13 protein-coding genes and 1 riboswitch are annotated in these 16,628 nt (G+C 38.5%); of the genes, 6 read left to right on the top strand and 7 right to left on the bottom strand.

The window, feature by feature from the left end; translation table 11 throughout:
* Window positions 1-7 precede the first annotated feature (7 nt).
* Entirely contained in the window at window positions 8-397 is a 390-nt protein-coding gene (locus ASG14_RS08680) for a YidH family protein (protein ID WP_008245456.1), read from the top strand.
* 160 nt (window positions 398-557) lie between these two features.
* Here the strand turns inward: ASG14_RS08680 and ASG14_RS08675 are convergent, their stop codons facing one another.
* The 4 genes from ASG14_RS08675 to ASG14_RS08660 are packed head-to-tail and all read right to left on the bottom strand — an operon-like array spanning window position 558 to window position 4,180.
* The gene (locus ASG14_RS08675; RefSeq protein WP_008245455.1) at window positions 558-1,850 is read right to left on the bottom strand and encodes a voltage-gated chloride channel family protein; all 1,293 of its coding nucleotides are present in this window, start codon (window positions 1,848-1,850) and stop codon (window positions 558-560) included.
* A gap of 18 nt (window positions 1,851-1,868) precedes the next feature.
* Window positions 1,869-3,149 (bottom strand): phosphopyruvate hydratase, encoded by a 1,281-nt coding sequence (eno, locus tag ASG14_RS08670; protein ID WP_008245454.1) that lies wholly within the window; start codon window positions 3,147-3,149, stop codon window positions 1,869-1,871.
* Window positions 3,150-3,207: 58 nt separating this feature from the next.
* Window positions 3,208-3,621 carry an EamA family transporter gene (locus ASG14_RS08665; protein WP_008245453.1) on the bottom strand — a complete coding sequence of 138 codons (414 nt, stop codon included), beginning with the start codon at window positions 3,619-3,621 and terminating at the stop codon, window positions 3,208-3,210.
* Between the two features lie 4 nt (window positions 3,622-3,625).
* Window positions 3,626-4,180 carry a hypothetical protein gene (locus tag ASG14_RS08660; protein WP_124910972.1) on the bottom strand — a complete coding sequence of 185 codons (555 nt, stop codon included), beginning with the start codon at window positions 4,178-4,180 and terminating at the stop codon, window positions 3,626-3,628.
* 42 nt (window positions 4,181-4,222) lie between these two features.
* Window positions 4,223-4,291, bottom strand: a riboswitch (Fluoride riboswitch).
* A 227-nt stretch (window positions 4,292-4,518) separates the two neighbouring features.
* On the opposite strand from ASG14_RS08660, the gene ASG14_RS20685 reads away from it, so the two are divergent.
* From ASG14_RS20685 to ASG14_RS08645, 3 genes are all read left to right on the top strand, one after another.
* Complete coding sequence (locus ASG14_RS20685; protein WP_008245450.1) at window positions 4,519-4,857, top strand: four-helix bundle copper-binding protein; 339 nt, start codon at window positions 4,519-4,521, stop codon at window positions 4,855-4,857.
* A 2,013-nt stretch (window positions 4,858-6,870) separates the two neighbouring features.
* The gene (locus ASG14_RS08650) at window positions 6,871-9,855 is read left to right on the top strand and encodes a class I SAM-dependent DNA methyltransferase (RefSeq protein WP_056870675.1); all 2,985 of its coding nucleotides are present in this window, start codon (window positions 6,871-6,873) and stop codon (window positions 9,853-9,855) included.
* Complete coding sequence (locus ASG14_RS08645; RefSeq protein ID WP_056870674.1) at window positions 9,855-10,577, top strand: hypothetical protein; 723 nt, start codon at window positions 9,855-9,857, stop codon at window positions 10,575-10,577. The genes ASG14_RS08650 and ASG14_RS08645 overlap by 1 nt, the downstream gene beginning before the upstream one ends.
* A 21-nt stretch (window positions 10,578-10,598) precedes the next feature.
* Here the strand turns inward: ASG14_RS08645 and ASG14_RS08640 are convergent, their stop codons facing one another.
* Window positions 10,599-12,002: a hypothetical protein gene (locus ASG14_RS08640; protein WP_157274882.1), complete on the bottom strand. Its 1,404-nt coding sequence runs from the start codon at window positions 12,000-12,002 to the stop codon at window positions 10,599-10,601.
* A gap of 90 nt (window positions 12,003-12,092) precedes the next feature.
* A complete protein-coding gene (locus tag ASG14_RS08635; protein ID WP_056870672.1) occupies window positions 12,093-13,325 on the bottom strand; it encodes a PIN domain-containing protein in 1,233 nt (410 codons plus the stop codon).
* A gap of 64 nt (window positions 13,326-13,389) precedes the next feature.
* Here ASG14_RS08635 and ASG14_RS08630 point away from each other — a divergent pair, with 64 nt between their 5' ends.
* Together ASG14_RS08630 and ASG14_RS08625 are read left to right on the top strand one after the other, a co-directional pair.
* Complete coding sequence (locus tag ASG14_RS08630; protein ID WP_056870671.1) at window positions 13,390-14,154, top strand: hypothetical protein; 765 nt, start codon at window positions 13,390-13,392, stop codon at window positions 14,152-14,154.
* A gap of 78 nt (window positions 14,155-14,232) precedes the next feature.
* Window positions 14,233-15,084 (top strand): restriction endonuclease, encoded by an 852-nt coding sequence (locus ASG14_RS08625; RefSeq protein WP_056870670.1) that lies wholly within the window; start codon window positions 14,233-14,235, stop codon window positions 15,082-15,084.
* A 147-nt stretch (window positions 15,085-15,231) separates the two neighbouring features.
* Here ASG14_RS08625 and ASG14_RS08620 read toward each other — a convergent pair whose 3' ends face one another.
* Complete coding sequence (locus ASG14_RS08620; RefSeq protein ID WP_255352787.1) at window positions 15,232-15,657, bottom strand: helix-turn-helix transcriptional regulator; 426 nt, start codon at window positions 15,655-15,657, stop codon at window positions 15,232-15,234.
* Window positions 15,658-16,628 lie beyond the last annotated feature (971 nt).

Genomic DNA, 16,628 nt, shown 5'->3' with positions numbered 1-16,628 from the left:
GAACAAGATGAAAATTCAAGATCAGGAAAACACCAAACAGCATGCAGGAGACCATTTGGCTAATGAAAGAACATTTTTGGCCTGGATCAGAACCAGTATTGGTATCATGGGATTTGGCTTCGTGGTGATGAAATTCTCGCTATTTATCAAGCAGATCAGTGCCGCACTGGGGAGTAAAGTGCCCCTGCACCAAACCGGAGATTCCCGCATTATCGGGATTTTTCTAGTTGCCCTGGGAGCAATTACTATCATTTGTTCTTACTTAAGATATAATTCAACGAAAGAACAATTGAATCAGGGGGTGTATTACCATTCAACACTTTTTGTTAAAGTTTTAACCGCTTTAGTTTTCATAGCTAGTATACTTTTACTGCTCTACCTTATTAAAACAACATAGGCAGTTAAATCATCTGTACTTGATGCTTTAGAAAAGAGAGGAAGGAAAGCGGTCGATATAGCGTTGTTTTTTGATATAAATTGCTGATTGCATTGGTCAAGGATCTTATAAAAATTTCACCTCTTTATGATAATCCACAGGAACAGGATAAGTCAATATTTTATGTTCCCGTAAATATTTTGGGTACCGCAATACGCTGTGAAGAATATATACCTGAATGGCCACTGAAAAAATAGGCTGTAAAACAGGCTACCGCAAAAAACATGGTGTATTCACTACCAAAAAGTTCTATACCCATAATCGTACAGGCAAGGGGTGTATTCGTTGCACCAGCAAAAACAGCAATAAATCCAAGGGCAGCAAACAAACTAACTGGAGCATTTAATAAGGTCGAAAGTGCATTGCCTAATGTTGCGCCAATATAAAACAAAGGCGTTACCTCACCACCTTTAAATCCAGTTCCTAATGTTAAAGTTGTGTAAATGGTCTTCCATAACCAGCTCCAAGTATCTGCTCCACCAGGCTGAAAAGCAGAGGGAATTGTAACGGCTCCTTGGTATTCGCTATCCACGCCCAAACTTAAGTAATCCGGTTTCCCGATGGCGTAAGTCAAGCCTATAATAATCAGACCACCGATAACAGGAATAAGCCACTGGATCTTACATACTTTAGAAAAAAAGGCCTTGATCTCATGCACCATTACAGCAAACAGGTAGCTGGCCAGACCAAACAATGTGGATGCTAGAATAACCTTACTAAGCAGGAGTAGGTTTACCGGCAGGTATTCAGATAGAAAGTAGGCACTTTTCTCTATGAGATCGATGTGATAAGCGGTATGATGGATGCCCCAGGCAGAGACAGTAAGATCACCAAGCACGCTGGCAATTAATGCGGGAAGTAAAGCCTTGTACTCTATTCTTCCAATGGCCAGAACTTCCATTGCAAATATGGCACCGGTGAGCGGTGTTCCGAACACCGCCCCAAACCCGGCTGCAATTCCCGCGGTAAGGAGCATCTTGGTGTCTACCTCATTTAGCTTAAACCAGCGGCTAAACATTCCTGCGATGCTTCCTCCGATTTGTACCGCGGTTCCCTCTCTTCCAGCCGATCCGCCAAACAAATGGGTAATCACTGTAGTTATTAAGATTACTGGCGCCATCTGCCTGGGCACTCCACCACCCGGCCTATGGATTTCATCCATGATCAGGTTATTTCCTTTTTCTGAGGACCTACCAACTGACTGATAAATCAGGTGGATCACAATACCTGCTAAAGGTAGCAGAAAAATGAGACAGGTATGCTGAAAGCGAAAGTGAATGGCCCAGCCTAGCAGCCAAAGGAACAAGGCAACCATACTTCCTATTGCAATGGCAACAGGAAGTATAAGCAGCGTCCATCGAACCGCATATTTAAAAACCGAAAGGTGTTCAAATAAAAATTTATTATGTTTCATTGTAGGTTAGCGGCTGATTTATAATTTTTTATAAAAAGTATTGATTCCTGCAAATGATGCCCTATCACCAAGTTCTTCTTCTATCCGAAGCAACTGGTTAAATTTAGATACCCTTTCAGAGCGGCAGCCACTTCCTGTTTTGATGTGCCCCGCACCGGTAGCGACAACCAGATCCGCAATTGTCGTGTCTTCAGTTTCACCACTGCGGTGAGAAATAAAGCAATTGTAACCGTTTTTTTGGGCTAGTTCTACGGCCTTTAGCGTTTCGGAAACTGTACCGATCTGGTTCAATTTAATCAGTACGCTGTTTGCAATGCCCTGGTCGATTCCCTGCTGGATAATACTCGGGTTGGTGCAGAATATATCATCTCCAACCAATTCCACTTTGTCTCCCAAAAGGCTGGTCAGCTTTTTCCATCCCTCCCAATCGTTTTCGCCCAACCCGTCTTCCAACAGGATAATTGGGTACTCTTTTAACCATCCTTCCCAAAAGCCAATCATTTCATCTGTTGTGATCCGTTCTTTAGAACTTTTATAAAATTCATATTTTCCATTATTCCACATTTCGCTGGTCGCTGGGTCAAGACAAAGGGAAATATCCTTGCCTGGAGCAAAACCGGCAATATGTATCGCTTCCATGATGATTTGGACGGCTTCCTCATTAGAACTCAGATTTGGCGCAAACCCACCTTCGTCACCAACTCCGGTATAATAGCCTTTCGCTTTTAGCAGACTTCTCAAGGAATGAAAAACAGCTTCGCCCATACGGATACTTTCCTTAAACGAGGGGGCGTTATGAGGGGCAATCATAAATTCCTGAAAATCGATGTTGTTATCAGAATGCCTTCCCCCATTAATGACATTCATGCACGGTACGGGCATTACGTAACCTTCCCTTTCCACTAGCTGCCTATACAAGGGAATCCCTTTTGCAACGGCCGAAGCCCGGGCGAAGGCGATTGAGGCCGCAAGCATCGCATTTGCGCCGAGCCTTGATTTATTCTCGGTTCCATCCAGACCAATTATATGATCATCGAAGGCCTGCTGACCCTCAAAGGATAAGCCGGTGACTGATTTGCCGACTTCGACGTTAATCCCTTTTACTGCTTTTTCCACGCCTTTACCATTATAGCGCTCTGGATCACCATCTCTAAGCTCTACGGCTTCTTTTTCACCCGTACTTGCCCCGGATGGAGAAATACCCCTTGCTGTTGTTCCGTTAAGAGTGACTTCTACTTCTACTGTCGGATTGCCCCTGGAATCCAAAATTTCACGGGCATGAATTTTAGTTAATTTCATAGTTTTTTGTTTTATATTGATTTTTAGTATTTCGGTTGCTTACAAATAATTGAGTTTCTCAAAAGATCAAAACCAGTGTTCCCCCAATGATCAGTAGGGCACCAAAGAATACTTTCAGGGTAAGAGCTTCTTTCAGGAACACCATTGCAAGTATAATAGTTAGGGCAACACTCAACTTATCAACAGGGGCGACCTGGGACACTTTCCCGATCTGCAAAGCCTTGTAGTAGAATATCCAGGACAAGCCGGTGGCAAGGCCAGATAAAAAAAGAAATAGCAGGTTATGCTTTGACAGTTCCGTAATTCCTTTAAGTTCGCCTCTGGCCATTACGATCCCCCAGGCTACAATCAGTATTACCACCGTTCGTATGGCAGTAGCCAAATCAGAATTGACATTGGTTACGCCGACTTTTGCAAAGATGGCCGTAAGGGAAGCAAAGAAAGCTGATAATAGCGCGTAGATCCACCACATAGTTTTATGTTAATTTTCCGTTATTGAATAATTCCAAAGTAAATGAGTACAAGAACCGTTGCTCCGGCAATGATCCGGTAAATGCCGAACCAGCGGAAAGAATGCTTTTGAAGATAGGTGATGAAAGAGCGGATGGCCATCCATACATCCCACCCGCACCTGCTTTACTTAAATGAATGATCGTAGTTAGATTCGGTTCATGGGAAGGGCGTAGACGCTTAACGGTGTTTTTAATCAGTCCTGAAGCAATCTGATCTGCACTAGCAACTAGTAGCGCAATGGTAATAAGAACCTGCCAAATTTTTTTGCAGAAATTCTGGAAGAGGCAATAAATAATGAAGGCATAAAAAGGAAGCCAAAAACGCTTATCACTGGCCCAGTACATGATCGTATCCCAGAATGCATTATGGTGCTGATTTATCCACAAGAACCATTCAGTTTCAACCGGCAGGACCATTGCTAACACTGATCTCACTTTGGCAGACAGACAAAGTAAGACAAGCGCAATTAAGATAGCTGCCAGCAATAAGAGTTGAGAATTTATTTTTAATTTTTTCACCTACAATACTTTGACCGGCAGATTTTATTACCTGCTGGAATTTCTATTGTAGGCGCCATCAGCTTTTGAAAAAAGCGGTTGAATCGGAAGGACACCATTTCCGTATTGCAAATATAATACTAATAAAATGATGTGCAAAATCTTAAAGTAGGTGTTGAGAATTTAATTTATCACTATTCCTCCTTATTTGAATACGAGAACCAGTTTCTTATTCTTCTACCGTTTAAACAAGCATCATATCACGGGATTAAAGCTTTTCTTAAACAAAATGAAACCGCCTGGAAATAAACATGTTATCTATATAGGAATTTTTTTTATAACCCTAAAAAATTAAAGTTATGGGATACCATGAATGGAAAAACTGTATTGATGCATGCTTAAAGTGTGCTTCAATTTGCAATCATTGTGCAAGTTCATGCACTCAGGAAGAAGACGTGAAAATGATGGCGCGGTGTATTGAGCTTGATATGCAATGTGCAGCCATCTGCTACTCTGCCGCTCAATTGATGAGTATGGGTAGCTCTTTTGCTCAAGACATTTGCCGTATTTGCGCAGATATTTGCCAGCAATGCGGAGATGAGTGTAGTAATCATCATACCCAGCATTGTCAGGAATGTGCAGATGCTTGTAAGGCTTGTGCGGAAGAATGCAGAAGAATGACAGGAGTAGCTGCTTAAGATGCCAATCACCGTGAGCATTAATTGATTAAGGGCAGCATTCTAGTTGCCCTTTCATTTTTATAAATAGGCAAATTTATTCCATTCATTTTATTTTCATTATTCCCTCATTATCTCATAATCGATTGTGAGCAAATGCCGATGCCTTTAAGCAAAGTAAACCGTTCCAGATAAGCATTAAATATCTCTTTTTCTTTTTGCTGATTATCATAAACCCATTCCATTATTCAAATCAGAATTTTAGTTTTTGATGATGAGTTTTTGATAATTTGGATTACAAAAAAACGAAGGTTTATGTGTAATTTGACAAATATCATTCACAATTATTTTTAGATGCGCTGAATGTATTACAATAAACAGTTACACAAAATATATTACATTAAACCACTTAGTGTATGAGGTTTTTCTGTAATTTCTAGTCGCACCATAAACAGAGAAAGTACAGCCTTCGCTTGCTTCCTTTAAGCAGTTGGTAAACACATCCGTTACAGGAATAATCTAATAAGTTGTCCTTGGATTGTAGGTTGGTTTCAAATCACCCAAAGCACTGCACAAAATTTGCACTGAAAATACCGTCCTTTCCCTAGAGTCGAGCGGCAACTTGTCGAACTTTTATGATGATTGCGAAGATGTGGTAAATTTCGAAAAGTCTCAAAAAGTGATAAAATAATCTCAATTGTATTACCATAATACTAGTCGTAAATGTTTATTGCTTAGTTATGTGAATTTGTTAGGATTGACTTGAAAGAGTTCCGCGAATAAATATTACTTGCAAAAATCCTTCGTTTTTTGGGATGGTTCAGCAGATTAAGTTGTTACAAGGGTTAAAGCTTATAATTGAAATAGAAAGATAGTAACAAATAGGTAACGAAGCGTATTTTGATGTTAAGGGATTTCTTGAAATATCTTGATAAATACATGTTTGTGGATGTGATTGACATGAGACTAGAAGACTTAGAATCTTTTACTCTATTAGACCAGATCAATTCCGACTAGTTTTTTTATTATCGCGGCAATCTTTGCCGATATATCCTTAAGTGGCAGCAGCAGATGATAATCATGACAAATTTTAAAGCAACTGCCTGACACAAAAACTTTCGTTATTATAATTGCCATTAGCTTCAAGGAAGATTCGCAAGCCTTTACAAAATCCTATAAGAGGTCAGCATGCTACTAGATTTCGAAGCATTTGTGTGTCATGTACGGCAGTTCTCCTTCCATAACTGTTTAGTTCGTGAATAGCCCCACAAAAGAATTTCCAATGATCTGCAACCTTGATTTAGAAACATTTTCCCGCGCAATGTATTTCACTATAGGAAGACTTCTTTTTATATCTGCCCGTGTGGCACTTACTGCATTGAAAAGGCTTAAAAATATTGACGTTTTCGTAAAGTTATTGGAAGAATGGCTAGGAGAAAAATCTCAGATATCCAAAAGAACCAAACACTACCTACTGCGAACAATAACACTTCGGTGTCAGGAGCATCAACACACCGGTGAAATCCTGTTGCTTTGTTAGTTTTGAGGATAAAGAAAGTTGGGAAATTCCTGCACTAATCATGTCATTTCCGACAGTTATATAATCCGTAATTGTCTCAATTATAGCGCGTTTCTGAGGAAACTGCATTCGCCCGTAAAAGGGTATTGAATGCAAATTCATTGTCCTGGGTAACCAGGACAAATAGTTCGTTGTCTGTATACTCAATAAAGTCAGCCATTATGAATTTTGCAGCTGCAAGATAAGCATTTAGAAGCGAAATTGTATAAATATCAGCGAATGACGGGCTTAGGTGGTGTTATGTTTTTGTTAAGGGGTTTAATAAGAGTAAAAAACGCAATCATTCCTTGATTTTATTCCCGGAAAGCTATTTTTCTGTCACAATATTTTGGATTGTCCCCTTGGTTTTCTAAATCGTTTACTACTATCTTAAATCTCATAAAATACGACATATTTTTTATAAGTTAGCTTAAATTTAAAAGAATTGCTAAAATAATTAGTATTTTAGCGCGCTTATGAACGACGTATTTAAAAACAGTTTGGTGCAGCTAGAAATGTTGGGTGATGAAAATCATTCAACTGGCTTGGTACGTGTTCAGAATGCTAAAGATACAGATCCTTCAATTTTTAGTATTGAAGAAATAATTGCGCTGGAAAATGCATCCGGCTATAAGGTGGATTATATTTATTTCCGAAAATTTACTGACAGGCCATCTATACCACAAGTCTATATTTATGATTTTACCGAGCAAAAAGATGTTGTAGAAAACGACATTATCCTGCTACATCAGAGACTTTATAGCTCCGGTTCTGTGCCGATGTTTTTTGTCATCACGAATCAAGACGTTAGGATATTCAATTGCTTTGAAAAGCCAGCCAAAGGCAATAATTTAATTTATAAGCCGCTAACAACGATTAGCCTGGCTTCACGAATTAGCGATGCCATAAACAATCAGTATTCCGAAGACTCTAAAAAATTTCAGGCATTTTCAGGCCGTTCGTTTGATAACGGTTCCTTTTGGGAAAATTCATCCTATAGTTCGGAGTTTGAATTTAGTAACAGTGCTTATGAGAAACTATTATCTGAGCTTAAGCAGGCTTTAAAAGACATTGTGGATCGCAAAATTTTGCCAGAGGCTTTTGCAAAGAAGTTAATGGTGATGTCCATTTTGATAAAGTACCTGGAAGAAAGAACGGATGAGTTTAATAATTCAGTTTTTCCAAAAAGAGACGAAGAGAGGGTGTCAATTGTCAATGGCCGAAAAGTAAAAATAAAGTATGATACTAATTTCTTTGAAAAATTTGCCCCTGAAGCTACATGCTTTTCAGATATCCTAAAAACCAAAGGAGCAGCATTAGAACTATTTGACTATTTAGCAGGTCATTTTCATGGTGGAGTATTTAGCTTAACAGATGAAGAACGCTCTGAGCTAAAAAATACTGACCTAACACGTTTTTCGTTATTTCTAGAAGGTAATTTGCAAGGGGTTCAATTTGTTTTTTGGCGGCTATATTCATTCAATGATCTTCCTGTTGAACTGATTAGCAATATATATGAGGAATTTCTGGAAAAAAAGCCAGGCGTTGTTTATACACCTCCTTATTTGGTTAATTTTCTTTTAGATGAATCAATGCCCTTTTCCGACCTTAATACCAATTTTAAGATACTTGACCCAGCTTGTGGGTCGGGTGTATTTTTGGTGGGAGCTTATAGGAGGTTAATATATCGCTGGAGAAAAGCTAATAACTGGAATCGTCCGAATTTAGCAAAACTAAAAGCGCTTTTAAAGGACAACATATTTGGTTGCGATAAGGATAAAGATGCGGTAAACCTGTCAATTTTTAGTTTGAGTTTAGCTTTATGCGACGAATTAACACCACTTCAAATATGGGATAATTTAGAATTTGATAGCTTAGATCAAGAGAATCTGCTACATGATGATTTTTTCAACCTTTTATTGACTAAGAAGATTAATGAGCATCAGTTTGATTTGGTTATCGGAAATCCTCCTTTCGAAGCTAAATTAACAGAGCCAGCAAAAAAAGTAGAAAAGATTGCGTTGAAATTTAGGAAAACCAATTATCCCCTACAGGAAAAACCTAACCTAAAGCTTCCTGATAATCAAATTGCTTTACTTTTTCTTGAACAAGCTATTAATATTTGTAAACCGGGTAAACTGGTATGCTTAATCGAACCATCTGGGCCTTTTCTATATAATAATAACTCCTTTTATTTCCGTCAACATCTATTCGGACTATATAACATACCTCAGATAATTGATTTCACTCACATTAGTAGGGTACTTTTTGGTAAAAATGGCGATGTTGCTACTGCGGCAATCTTTGTCAAGAACGAACCTCCAAGGGGTAAAGGATTACTACATATCACAGTAAGGCGAACGAAGACCAATAAAGAAAAGATCTATTTTGAATTAGATACTTACGATTTTCATTTTGTCCCTCGTAAACTTGCACTTAATGACTCATTGATTTGGAAATCAAATTTTTTGGGCGGTAGTAGAGTTCATCAATTAATTACTCGCCTGTCAAAACTCGATACCTTAGATGCCTACATAAAGAAAAGAGGCTGGATTTATGAAGAAGGATTTATGGTAGGAGGCAAAAATGCATATAAAAGAGCTGCCCATTTAACTGGAAAAAGAACGCTCCCAGCAGAAGCATTTACCGAAACAGGGATTGATGATTCAAAAATTCACAATCTTCAAACGGAACTATTCTACAGGGATCGAAATCCCTTGCTTTTTAAAGCACCGCACCTTTTGATAAAAGAGATAATATCTAATGATAAAATTCCTGTTGCACTGAGGTTGGACGATTTAACTTTTCAAAGCAGAATAGTCGGCATTCATGCCTCGGCAGAAGAGGTTGAGGATTTACGAAATCTTGAAAAAAATATTTTAACTAGAGATATTTACCCTTTCTACATAGCGGGAACCAGTGGGCAATACTTGGTAAACAAGTCCTCTGCCATAATGAAAACAGACTTGGACACGCTACCATATCCTGAAGATTCAGACGAGCTTAGGTTGGATGAATACGAACAAATAATTTTAAATGATTTTTGGGCTTATCTTTTAGAATTTAGAAGGAATGGAGAGAATGCCACAATAGCCGTAAACGATGTCTCTGATGTCCAATTAGCTGAATATGGCAGAGTTTTCACTGATGTTTTGAGTTCCATTTATCCAGCATTAGAGCCTTATGAGCCGTTTATTACTCAATCTTATGTGTGCTACCCATTTTATTTTAAGAATAAACCGACTATCCAATTTGATGACAAGGAAAAAGCGGAGGCTGACATAGAAAAACTAGTTTATAAAGTGGCAGGAAAAAACCTAAGACTCATTAGGGTTATTAGGTTGTATGAAGGTAATGTTATCTATCTGATCAAGCCCAAAAAGCTTAGATATTGGTTGCCTTCAGTTGCATTACGAGATGCTGATGAAACATTTGCAGACTTAAGAAAACAAGGATTCTAATGCTTTCAGAAAATCCAATTAACTCAATTAGCGGAAATATATCGTTTGGCATCGAGCTCGACGATTCTATCAAAGCCGTTATTGACTTTTTGAGGATAAATTTGTTAAAGTTTGCTTCGAACGGTAAGAACCATAAGTTGTTGCCTGAAGAAAGCACCAATCAATTACTATGTGGTTTTCTAAATAAAGAGGCAAAAAAACACCCTTTTCGTTTTCAGCCAGAATTTATAGAAGAACTTACAAGTGGCCGTAGCCCCAAAGTGGATTTCGGCACACTTTCAGACGAAGAAAAGATAGTGATCTCGGATCGCGAATATGGAGAAGACGACAGTTTTTTTTCATTTGAGGCGAAGCGTTTACCTACTCCCGGTAGCGGCAGGGAAAAAGAGTATGTTACTGGTGAGGGAGCAAAAGTTTCAGGAGGGATTGAGAGGTTTAAAAAGAAACTACATGGGTCGAAAATTAAGTATGCGGCAATAGTAGGTTACGTACAAAAAGAGGATTTTAATCACTGGTTTCTAAAGATCAACGGCTGGATTGATGAGCTTTCAGCAGTTGATACCACAGGATTGTGGACGGTTAATGACAGAATCAATTGTGATGATTTAAATGTATCGGTTTTTATAGAATTATTCTCTGAACACTCTCGAATTAATACAGATGGAGAGCAGGCTGGTATTGAATTATATCATTTTTGGATAGACCTTATCGAGCCAGTTTAGGGAAACACGGTTTAACAATAATTACGAACCGCTTTCCGGAATCAAAACGATAGTCATTGAATTAAGCACGTTATTAGGTTCAGGATATCCATAAACAATATGGCGATCCTTATCAAAAAACACATGTGAGATGCCTTGAAAGCAGTTGATATCGACAGGATATTTCGCATTCATATTATGGTACATTACTAAACCATCACCCCAGGCTTCTTCATAATCATCATCCTGAATATTCTTGATCACGCGATGCGGTGTAATTGAGTTAGGATCGTCATTAAAAACATCCATTGCTCTAAGCATTTTAGTATCAGGTGAGCCAAGTCCAGCCAACTGCCCCATCCGGTTAAAAGTAGTAAGTGTGGCGTTATTGGAAAATAAAACTGCACTTATATTTTCCGAATCCGGCAGATTAAAAAAGCCCGATTCAATTTTTTTACCTTTCCATTCGTGCCATTCTATTGGATCAAAACCCTGGCTAATGCCATCTTTTGTATCCATTATGCCCAATGTAATATTCCCGTTCTCGCTTGTCTTAAAAGATGGCCTAATGCCGTATAAATAGTATATTAAAGAGTTTCTCGACCAGGTCATCGATCCAAGTTGCTCCATCGTCGACGACTGATGAAAATCATGTATAGCAATGACTAAGGGCTTCCCTGTAACGTGGTCTTGCTCCCAATACCGTTTGCGAAGTTTACTGATGAGCGAGCTGCCGAATTTTATGGGCATGTAATCTAAACTCAGTAAAAATGCTTCTTTTAAATTACTAGGATTTGGTTCGTCAAATTGTTCGCTTTTGTTTACGGTAACCGCCTCTATAGCAAATTCATTTCCCCAATAAGACACCAAAAAATCAGGGGCTTTATAGCTATTGTTCAGGTCGAATCCAGCAGAATAAAAATAAGTGTAAAGGTATAATTCCCATAATCTGCCGTCAAAGCCGGTCGTTTGAAAATCCTTAATATAATTACCATCCACATCTACAAAGCTGTAGATAATCTCGTTGATTAGATTTTTAGCACCTTCATGACCACGCGTGTCCAGTATCTTGTAATACGGGTGCAATTTCTCATCGGGAACCTGTGGTACTAAAAACTCTTGAGGCAATTTCTTTTCATCACCTTGCTCATAAACCGTTTGTCCATCGTTTTCATATTTATCGAATGCGGCCATCATTTCGGCTTCAGCTTCCTCTTTGGTTTCGTAAGATGTACCAAAGTCCCAGGCTCTAAAAATTTTACGCTTATCCCGCGCCAATATCATATAGTTAAATTCGCCGTCGTCATCGATCACAATTGTACCCAGCATTTTTGTATCAAATGCTTCAAACCATGCAATCTCTCGGAACGAGAGAAGTAGGTAAGGAATGCGAACGTAACAGTAGGCATTAAATCGTCTTAACGTGATTGACTTAATTTCTGACATACACATTCACTATTATTACTTCATAACTATTGTTAAAATCTTCAGGAGGCTATAGAATTAGAAATCGGGTAAGACTTTGTGACAGAACACTCATTGGGCTTCTGCGATGTTTTTATAATCAGCACAAGTTTCACAAAGACCGTTTTCATCAACTTCGTCGAAGTCTTCACCGCAGTCATTGCAAGTAAAATCGCGAACGATTATATGTTCATAGCCATGTATAGTACCCTTGCGATCCCGCTCTACATGCAGCAAAAATTTGTAATGACAACCTGTACATTGTGTTTTTTCATTTTCTTTGATATGTACCATCTCGTCACAATTTGGGCAAGTAATAAAATCTGCACCACAATGGTCGCAGTATGCTGTTTCAACTTCGGAAAATGGCTCTTCCGAATCATACACAGGTATATCGTTGAAAAGCAACAATTGGCTTGGGTCATTTGAGTTATTTCCTTTGAATGGATCAAACAATCTGGTTGGATTAGAAAATTGTACAGAGGGATATTCTGAATCGCAAACTTGACAATGAATAGATCGATCAGCGGCTTCTATAGCACGGAGCTCATCCTGTGTCAGGAATTCCTTTTCAAGGTTGTTAATTAGAGGCACCAATGATGGATAATAAGCCGTACCACTTCTTGCGAGTATTGGAGCTAAATCAGGATGAATTGTATGCTTGTCGGGCAAAGCAGCAAAATCACCAAAGTTACTAGTTATAAAATATGACTCGATAGCACCATCTTCTTGCAAAGCATACTGAACAGCAGCATGTTCAATCTTTTTTGAAGTATCTAAAAAGTCTGTTATGCTAAGTAAAATTAGTGCATCTGACATGCTATTTGATTTATCGCCCCGAAACGGTGCCTGTTTGCGTTGCGCCATTTGAGTTGCTTCAATACGATGTTTATCCGAAACTGCAATTGGCTCAGTCCGTTCCTCAATAAATTTTTTTACCCGTTCTATATGCCGTACGTGCAATGCAATCTTCTTTTCTGTTTCTTCATCTACAGCTTTGGTTAATAGATCAATTTGCTCTTTGTTTTGCCCGATAAATGCTCCTATAGTTCGCAATTGATCCTTGTAGCTTTTTGCTTTGCTTTTAATTAGGCCAATTTGTATTGCAGCATCGTCTTGGTGCCTGGCCCATTCCTCTTTGATGATTTCATTTGTAAAGATTATCAAACTACCGTCCGATACCCGTTTTTCAAGTATCTCAAATACTTTAAAATGCAATTCAAGATAGTTGTTAGAAAAGATATCAAAGCCATTTGCTAGATAAATCCAGGTGTTCGAATCGAAAAATACAAATTTTGGAGCCATTAGTAAGGTTTGTTGGACTAAACAAAGATAACACTTACAAGAATGTTCATCAGTATATTTGACAATGATTGATATTAGTTATCCCTATTTTATTTTTGGTTCACCAGATTCCATCGATATTGATGTACTTGTAGATCACCCAGGAGCGACCGGCTCGGATGCAGATAAGTTAATTGTATCGTTGTTAAAGGAAAAATATCCTACCATTAAAGATTGGAACCTCAGTTTGATAAAAATTATGGAGGGGAGGATTATATGTACAATGCAACGACGAGGCTCAGAGGATGCAGTCCATAATAGCCTTTTCTACACATATCGGCATCATGAACAGAAATATGAGAATCCTTTAACTGCACCAGTGAAACGTCACATGCTTTTAGCTGTGTATGGATGTGTTCGAAACCTACTAGCTATTAATGCAGCAACAAGTGAAAAGCAATTTTATAAGCAGGTAATTAGTCCGGTTCTTAAGGAAGGTAATTGGCAAAAAGAGGTGGCTCTGTTAGATTTGCTACAATATGAAAAACCACCCTTTGATGACGAGAAAAGAACGTTAGGGTTAAATAAAAGCCTAGCTTTTGATCTTGGGCAAACAATTTCTCTTTTGAACGGGAATGAGCTTTATACAAAAGGCGATATAATCCAGCATCATCCTGAGTTAGCACCTATTATTTTAAGGCAACCTTCGAATGTCAGCCAAGCTTTTAGACCAAAGATAGCAAACTTGCAAAGTCTTATAGGTTTAATGGATATAAATCAATCTGAAGATTTTGTAATTAGTTGCGATGACGAGATCATAAACACTCGGTTTGGGTCAGTGATTAAATAACCATAATTCTTCCAAGATAAATTACCTGGGGTAATTAACCACATGTTTTTAGATTTAAAGACAACTAAAATTTAAACTATGTCCGATAAAAACGAATTCGACTGGGAGGAATACGAAGCTATCACCAAATATATTTATGGTGCGCTCGGTGAGCAGTATGGTATCAAGGTCAAAGATTATGGTCGCAATTGTAAAATCAAAGGAAAATCCGGCGTATATCACCAAGTTGATGTTTTAACCGAGCAGTTACAAGGTGGGCAACCATTGCTTACAGCGATCGAATGCAAATACTGGAATAAAAAAGTAAACAAGGATATCGTTATGAAGCTGTCCAAAACCATGGAAGATTCCGGAATTGCGAATGGAGTCGTTGTTTGTAGAGCGGGTTTCACAAGAGATACATTAACCTTTGCTGAACATGAGGGAATAAAACTTGTTCAACTTTGGGAAGCCGGAGAAAATGATGCGGACTTCAAAAAAACGGTCGAAATTGGAATACTGGATATCAATATTAACGCAGTCCTCTCACGTGGAGTGGTCACTAGCATCGATCTCGGCAGCAAAACCATCGCTGTCACTAGCGAAGATGAAATGGTCGACTTGCACTATGTCAAATTGCACGATGCTAGTGGAAACACGATTTCATTAAGTGAATTCCTGAAAGAGTTTTCTAAAGAAGTACAAAGAAGAGGGGAGCTTTTAAAAACAACGACGATAGAATATCCGCTAAACCGCAAATTGTTTTGGAAACAATCGAACAGCGAAATCGCTTTCGAAAAAATAGCTATCACAGGATTTTTTTCAGAGACGGATCAGAGTTCCAAAAGGTCGTTCCTTTTAACAGATCAGGTATGGATGATAATGAATGAGATATTCGATAAAAGGAAGTTAACCATATCAAAGAGTGGATTAATATGGCATCTGCCTTAGGAAAGCTAAGGTTATTTCTTTGTTCCGAACTACCCATTGGTCGATTTGTAGCAAGAATTAATGTAGCACCAGTAAAACGGCAAAAAGAATTTGAGGGACACCTACATCTTATGCGCCAGGTCTTAGCGGGGAAATAATTCATGATCATTATTCCCCATCGATTAAATTTAATGCATTAAGGCTCCGCTCCGTTGCTAACATTGCATCCAGTTTTTTTAACATTTCCTTATGTGGCTGGTGTTCTTCCAATTCCCAGCTACAAATCGTAGCTCCGTCAACACTGAGAATTTTGCCCATTTGCTTTTGGCTAAGTCCGTTAAAGTACCTATAGGCTTTCAATCTCCCTGGAAGTGTAGTCATATCAACTTCAATCGGCAAATATCCCAAAAACTTGATAATACGGGGAAAAAACTGAACTTGAGGCACACTCTTGTTCATTTCCCAATTTGTAATACTATCTTCGCAGACCCCACAAATTTTCGCCACATCCTTTTGAAGTAGCTTTAATTCCATTCGTTTCTTTCTTATGTGCTCCCCTATGGAGATAGGGGTATCAAGGTAAGAAAAAGGCATCGGCTTTCCGGTTCGGCTCTCATAACGCGTACAAGGCAACGCATCTATGAGGGTGCGTTGAATTTTTGTAGCGGGCCAGAAGATATGTTAGTGCCATGTCTACCATTTTCCGGCCTACATTGGTATATTTTGTTACCATCTCGGCAATAGCGCAGTTTTGGCAAATTCCTAATAATTCCATTCTGTGTGTAATGTATATTTCTACTAATTTGACTACTGTATTTCAATTCATGATAGCCACCTAAATGGGTTAAACAATTAAGTCCTAGCTACCAATTCCTCGTTAAAACCGTAACAAATACGTAACGGAGCAAAATTTCGCAGTTTCAAAAAATAGTTCGTAAATTGCTTCTGTAAGTCAGAAAAGCATATTTTGCCTCATATAAGGGCGGTCAGGCTAGAAGACTCATAATCTTTGAGCGACATTAGATTCGCAAGCGCGCGATGTGGAAATGGTCTGGTGTAATTGCTGATATTGCAGCAATATGTTTTCTTTGCTCTGGAAATTTAATTTCCTACCAGATTATACGGTTCCGATTATTATACTGATTGGCATCATAACAACAGTTATAAAGCAAATATTGAGTTTTTTTATTGTGGGAATAAAAAAAGATTTGCGGAAAATACTTGCCAGGCATTCCCATAATTTCACCACAAATGCAAATGCCCGTTTTCATACAGCATTTGGAGAAGAGTTTTGGGCCGAAATCACGAAAAAAACTACCGAAGGACGAAGTCGCAAACTTCTTTCGCTCGAGAGAGTACCAACGTTGGTTGGTAGCAAGATGTCTTTTTGTATACAAAAATATCTTGTTGCCCTTTCGGTCAAGGCCCAACACTCGGAACTCGGTTGTGCTAATGTCAACTTTAAATATCTCAATTAATTGCCGGTGAATAGCGTTTGACCTAAAGCATTTTAAGTCACTTACCATGTCTTGATTACAACTGCAATATCATATTCAGTCAAGGCT

The organism is Pedobacter sp. Leaf194 (genome assembly GCF_001423945.1).
In the GTDB taxonomy this organism is placed as follows: Bacteria; Bacteroidota; Bacteroidia; order Sphingobacteriales; family Sphingobacteriaceae; genus Pedobacter.
Note: the sequence above shows the minus strand (reverse complement) of the source record. Positions and strands in the feature narration are given on the sequence as shown.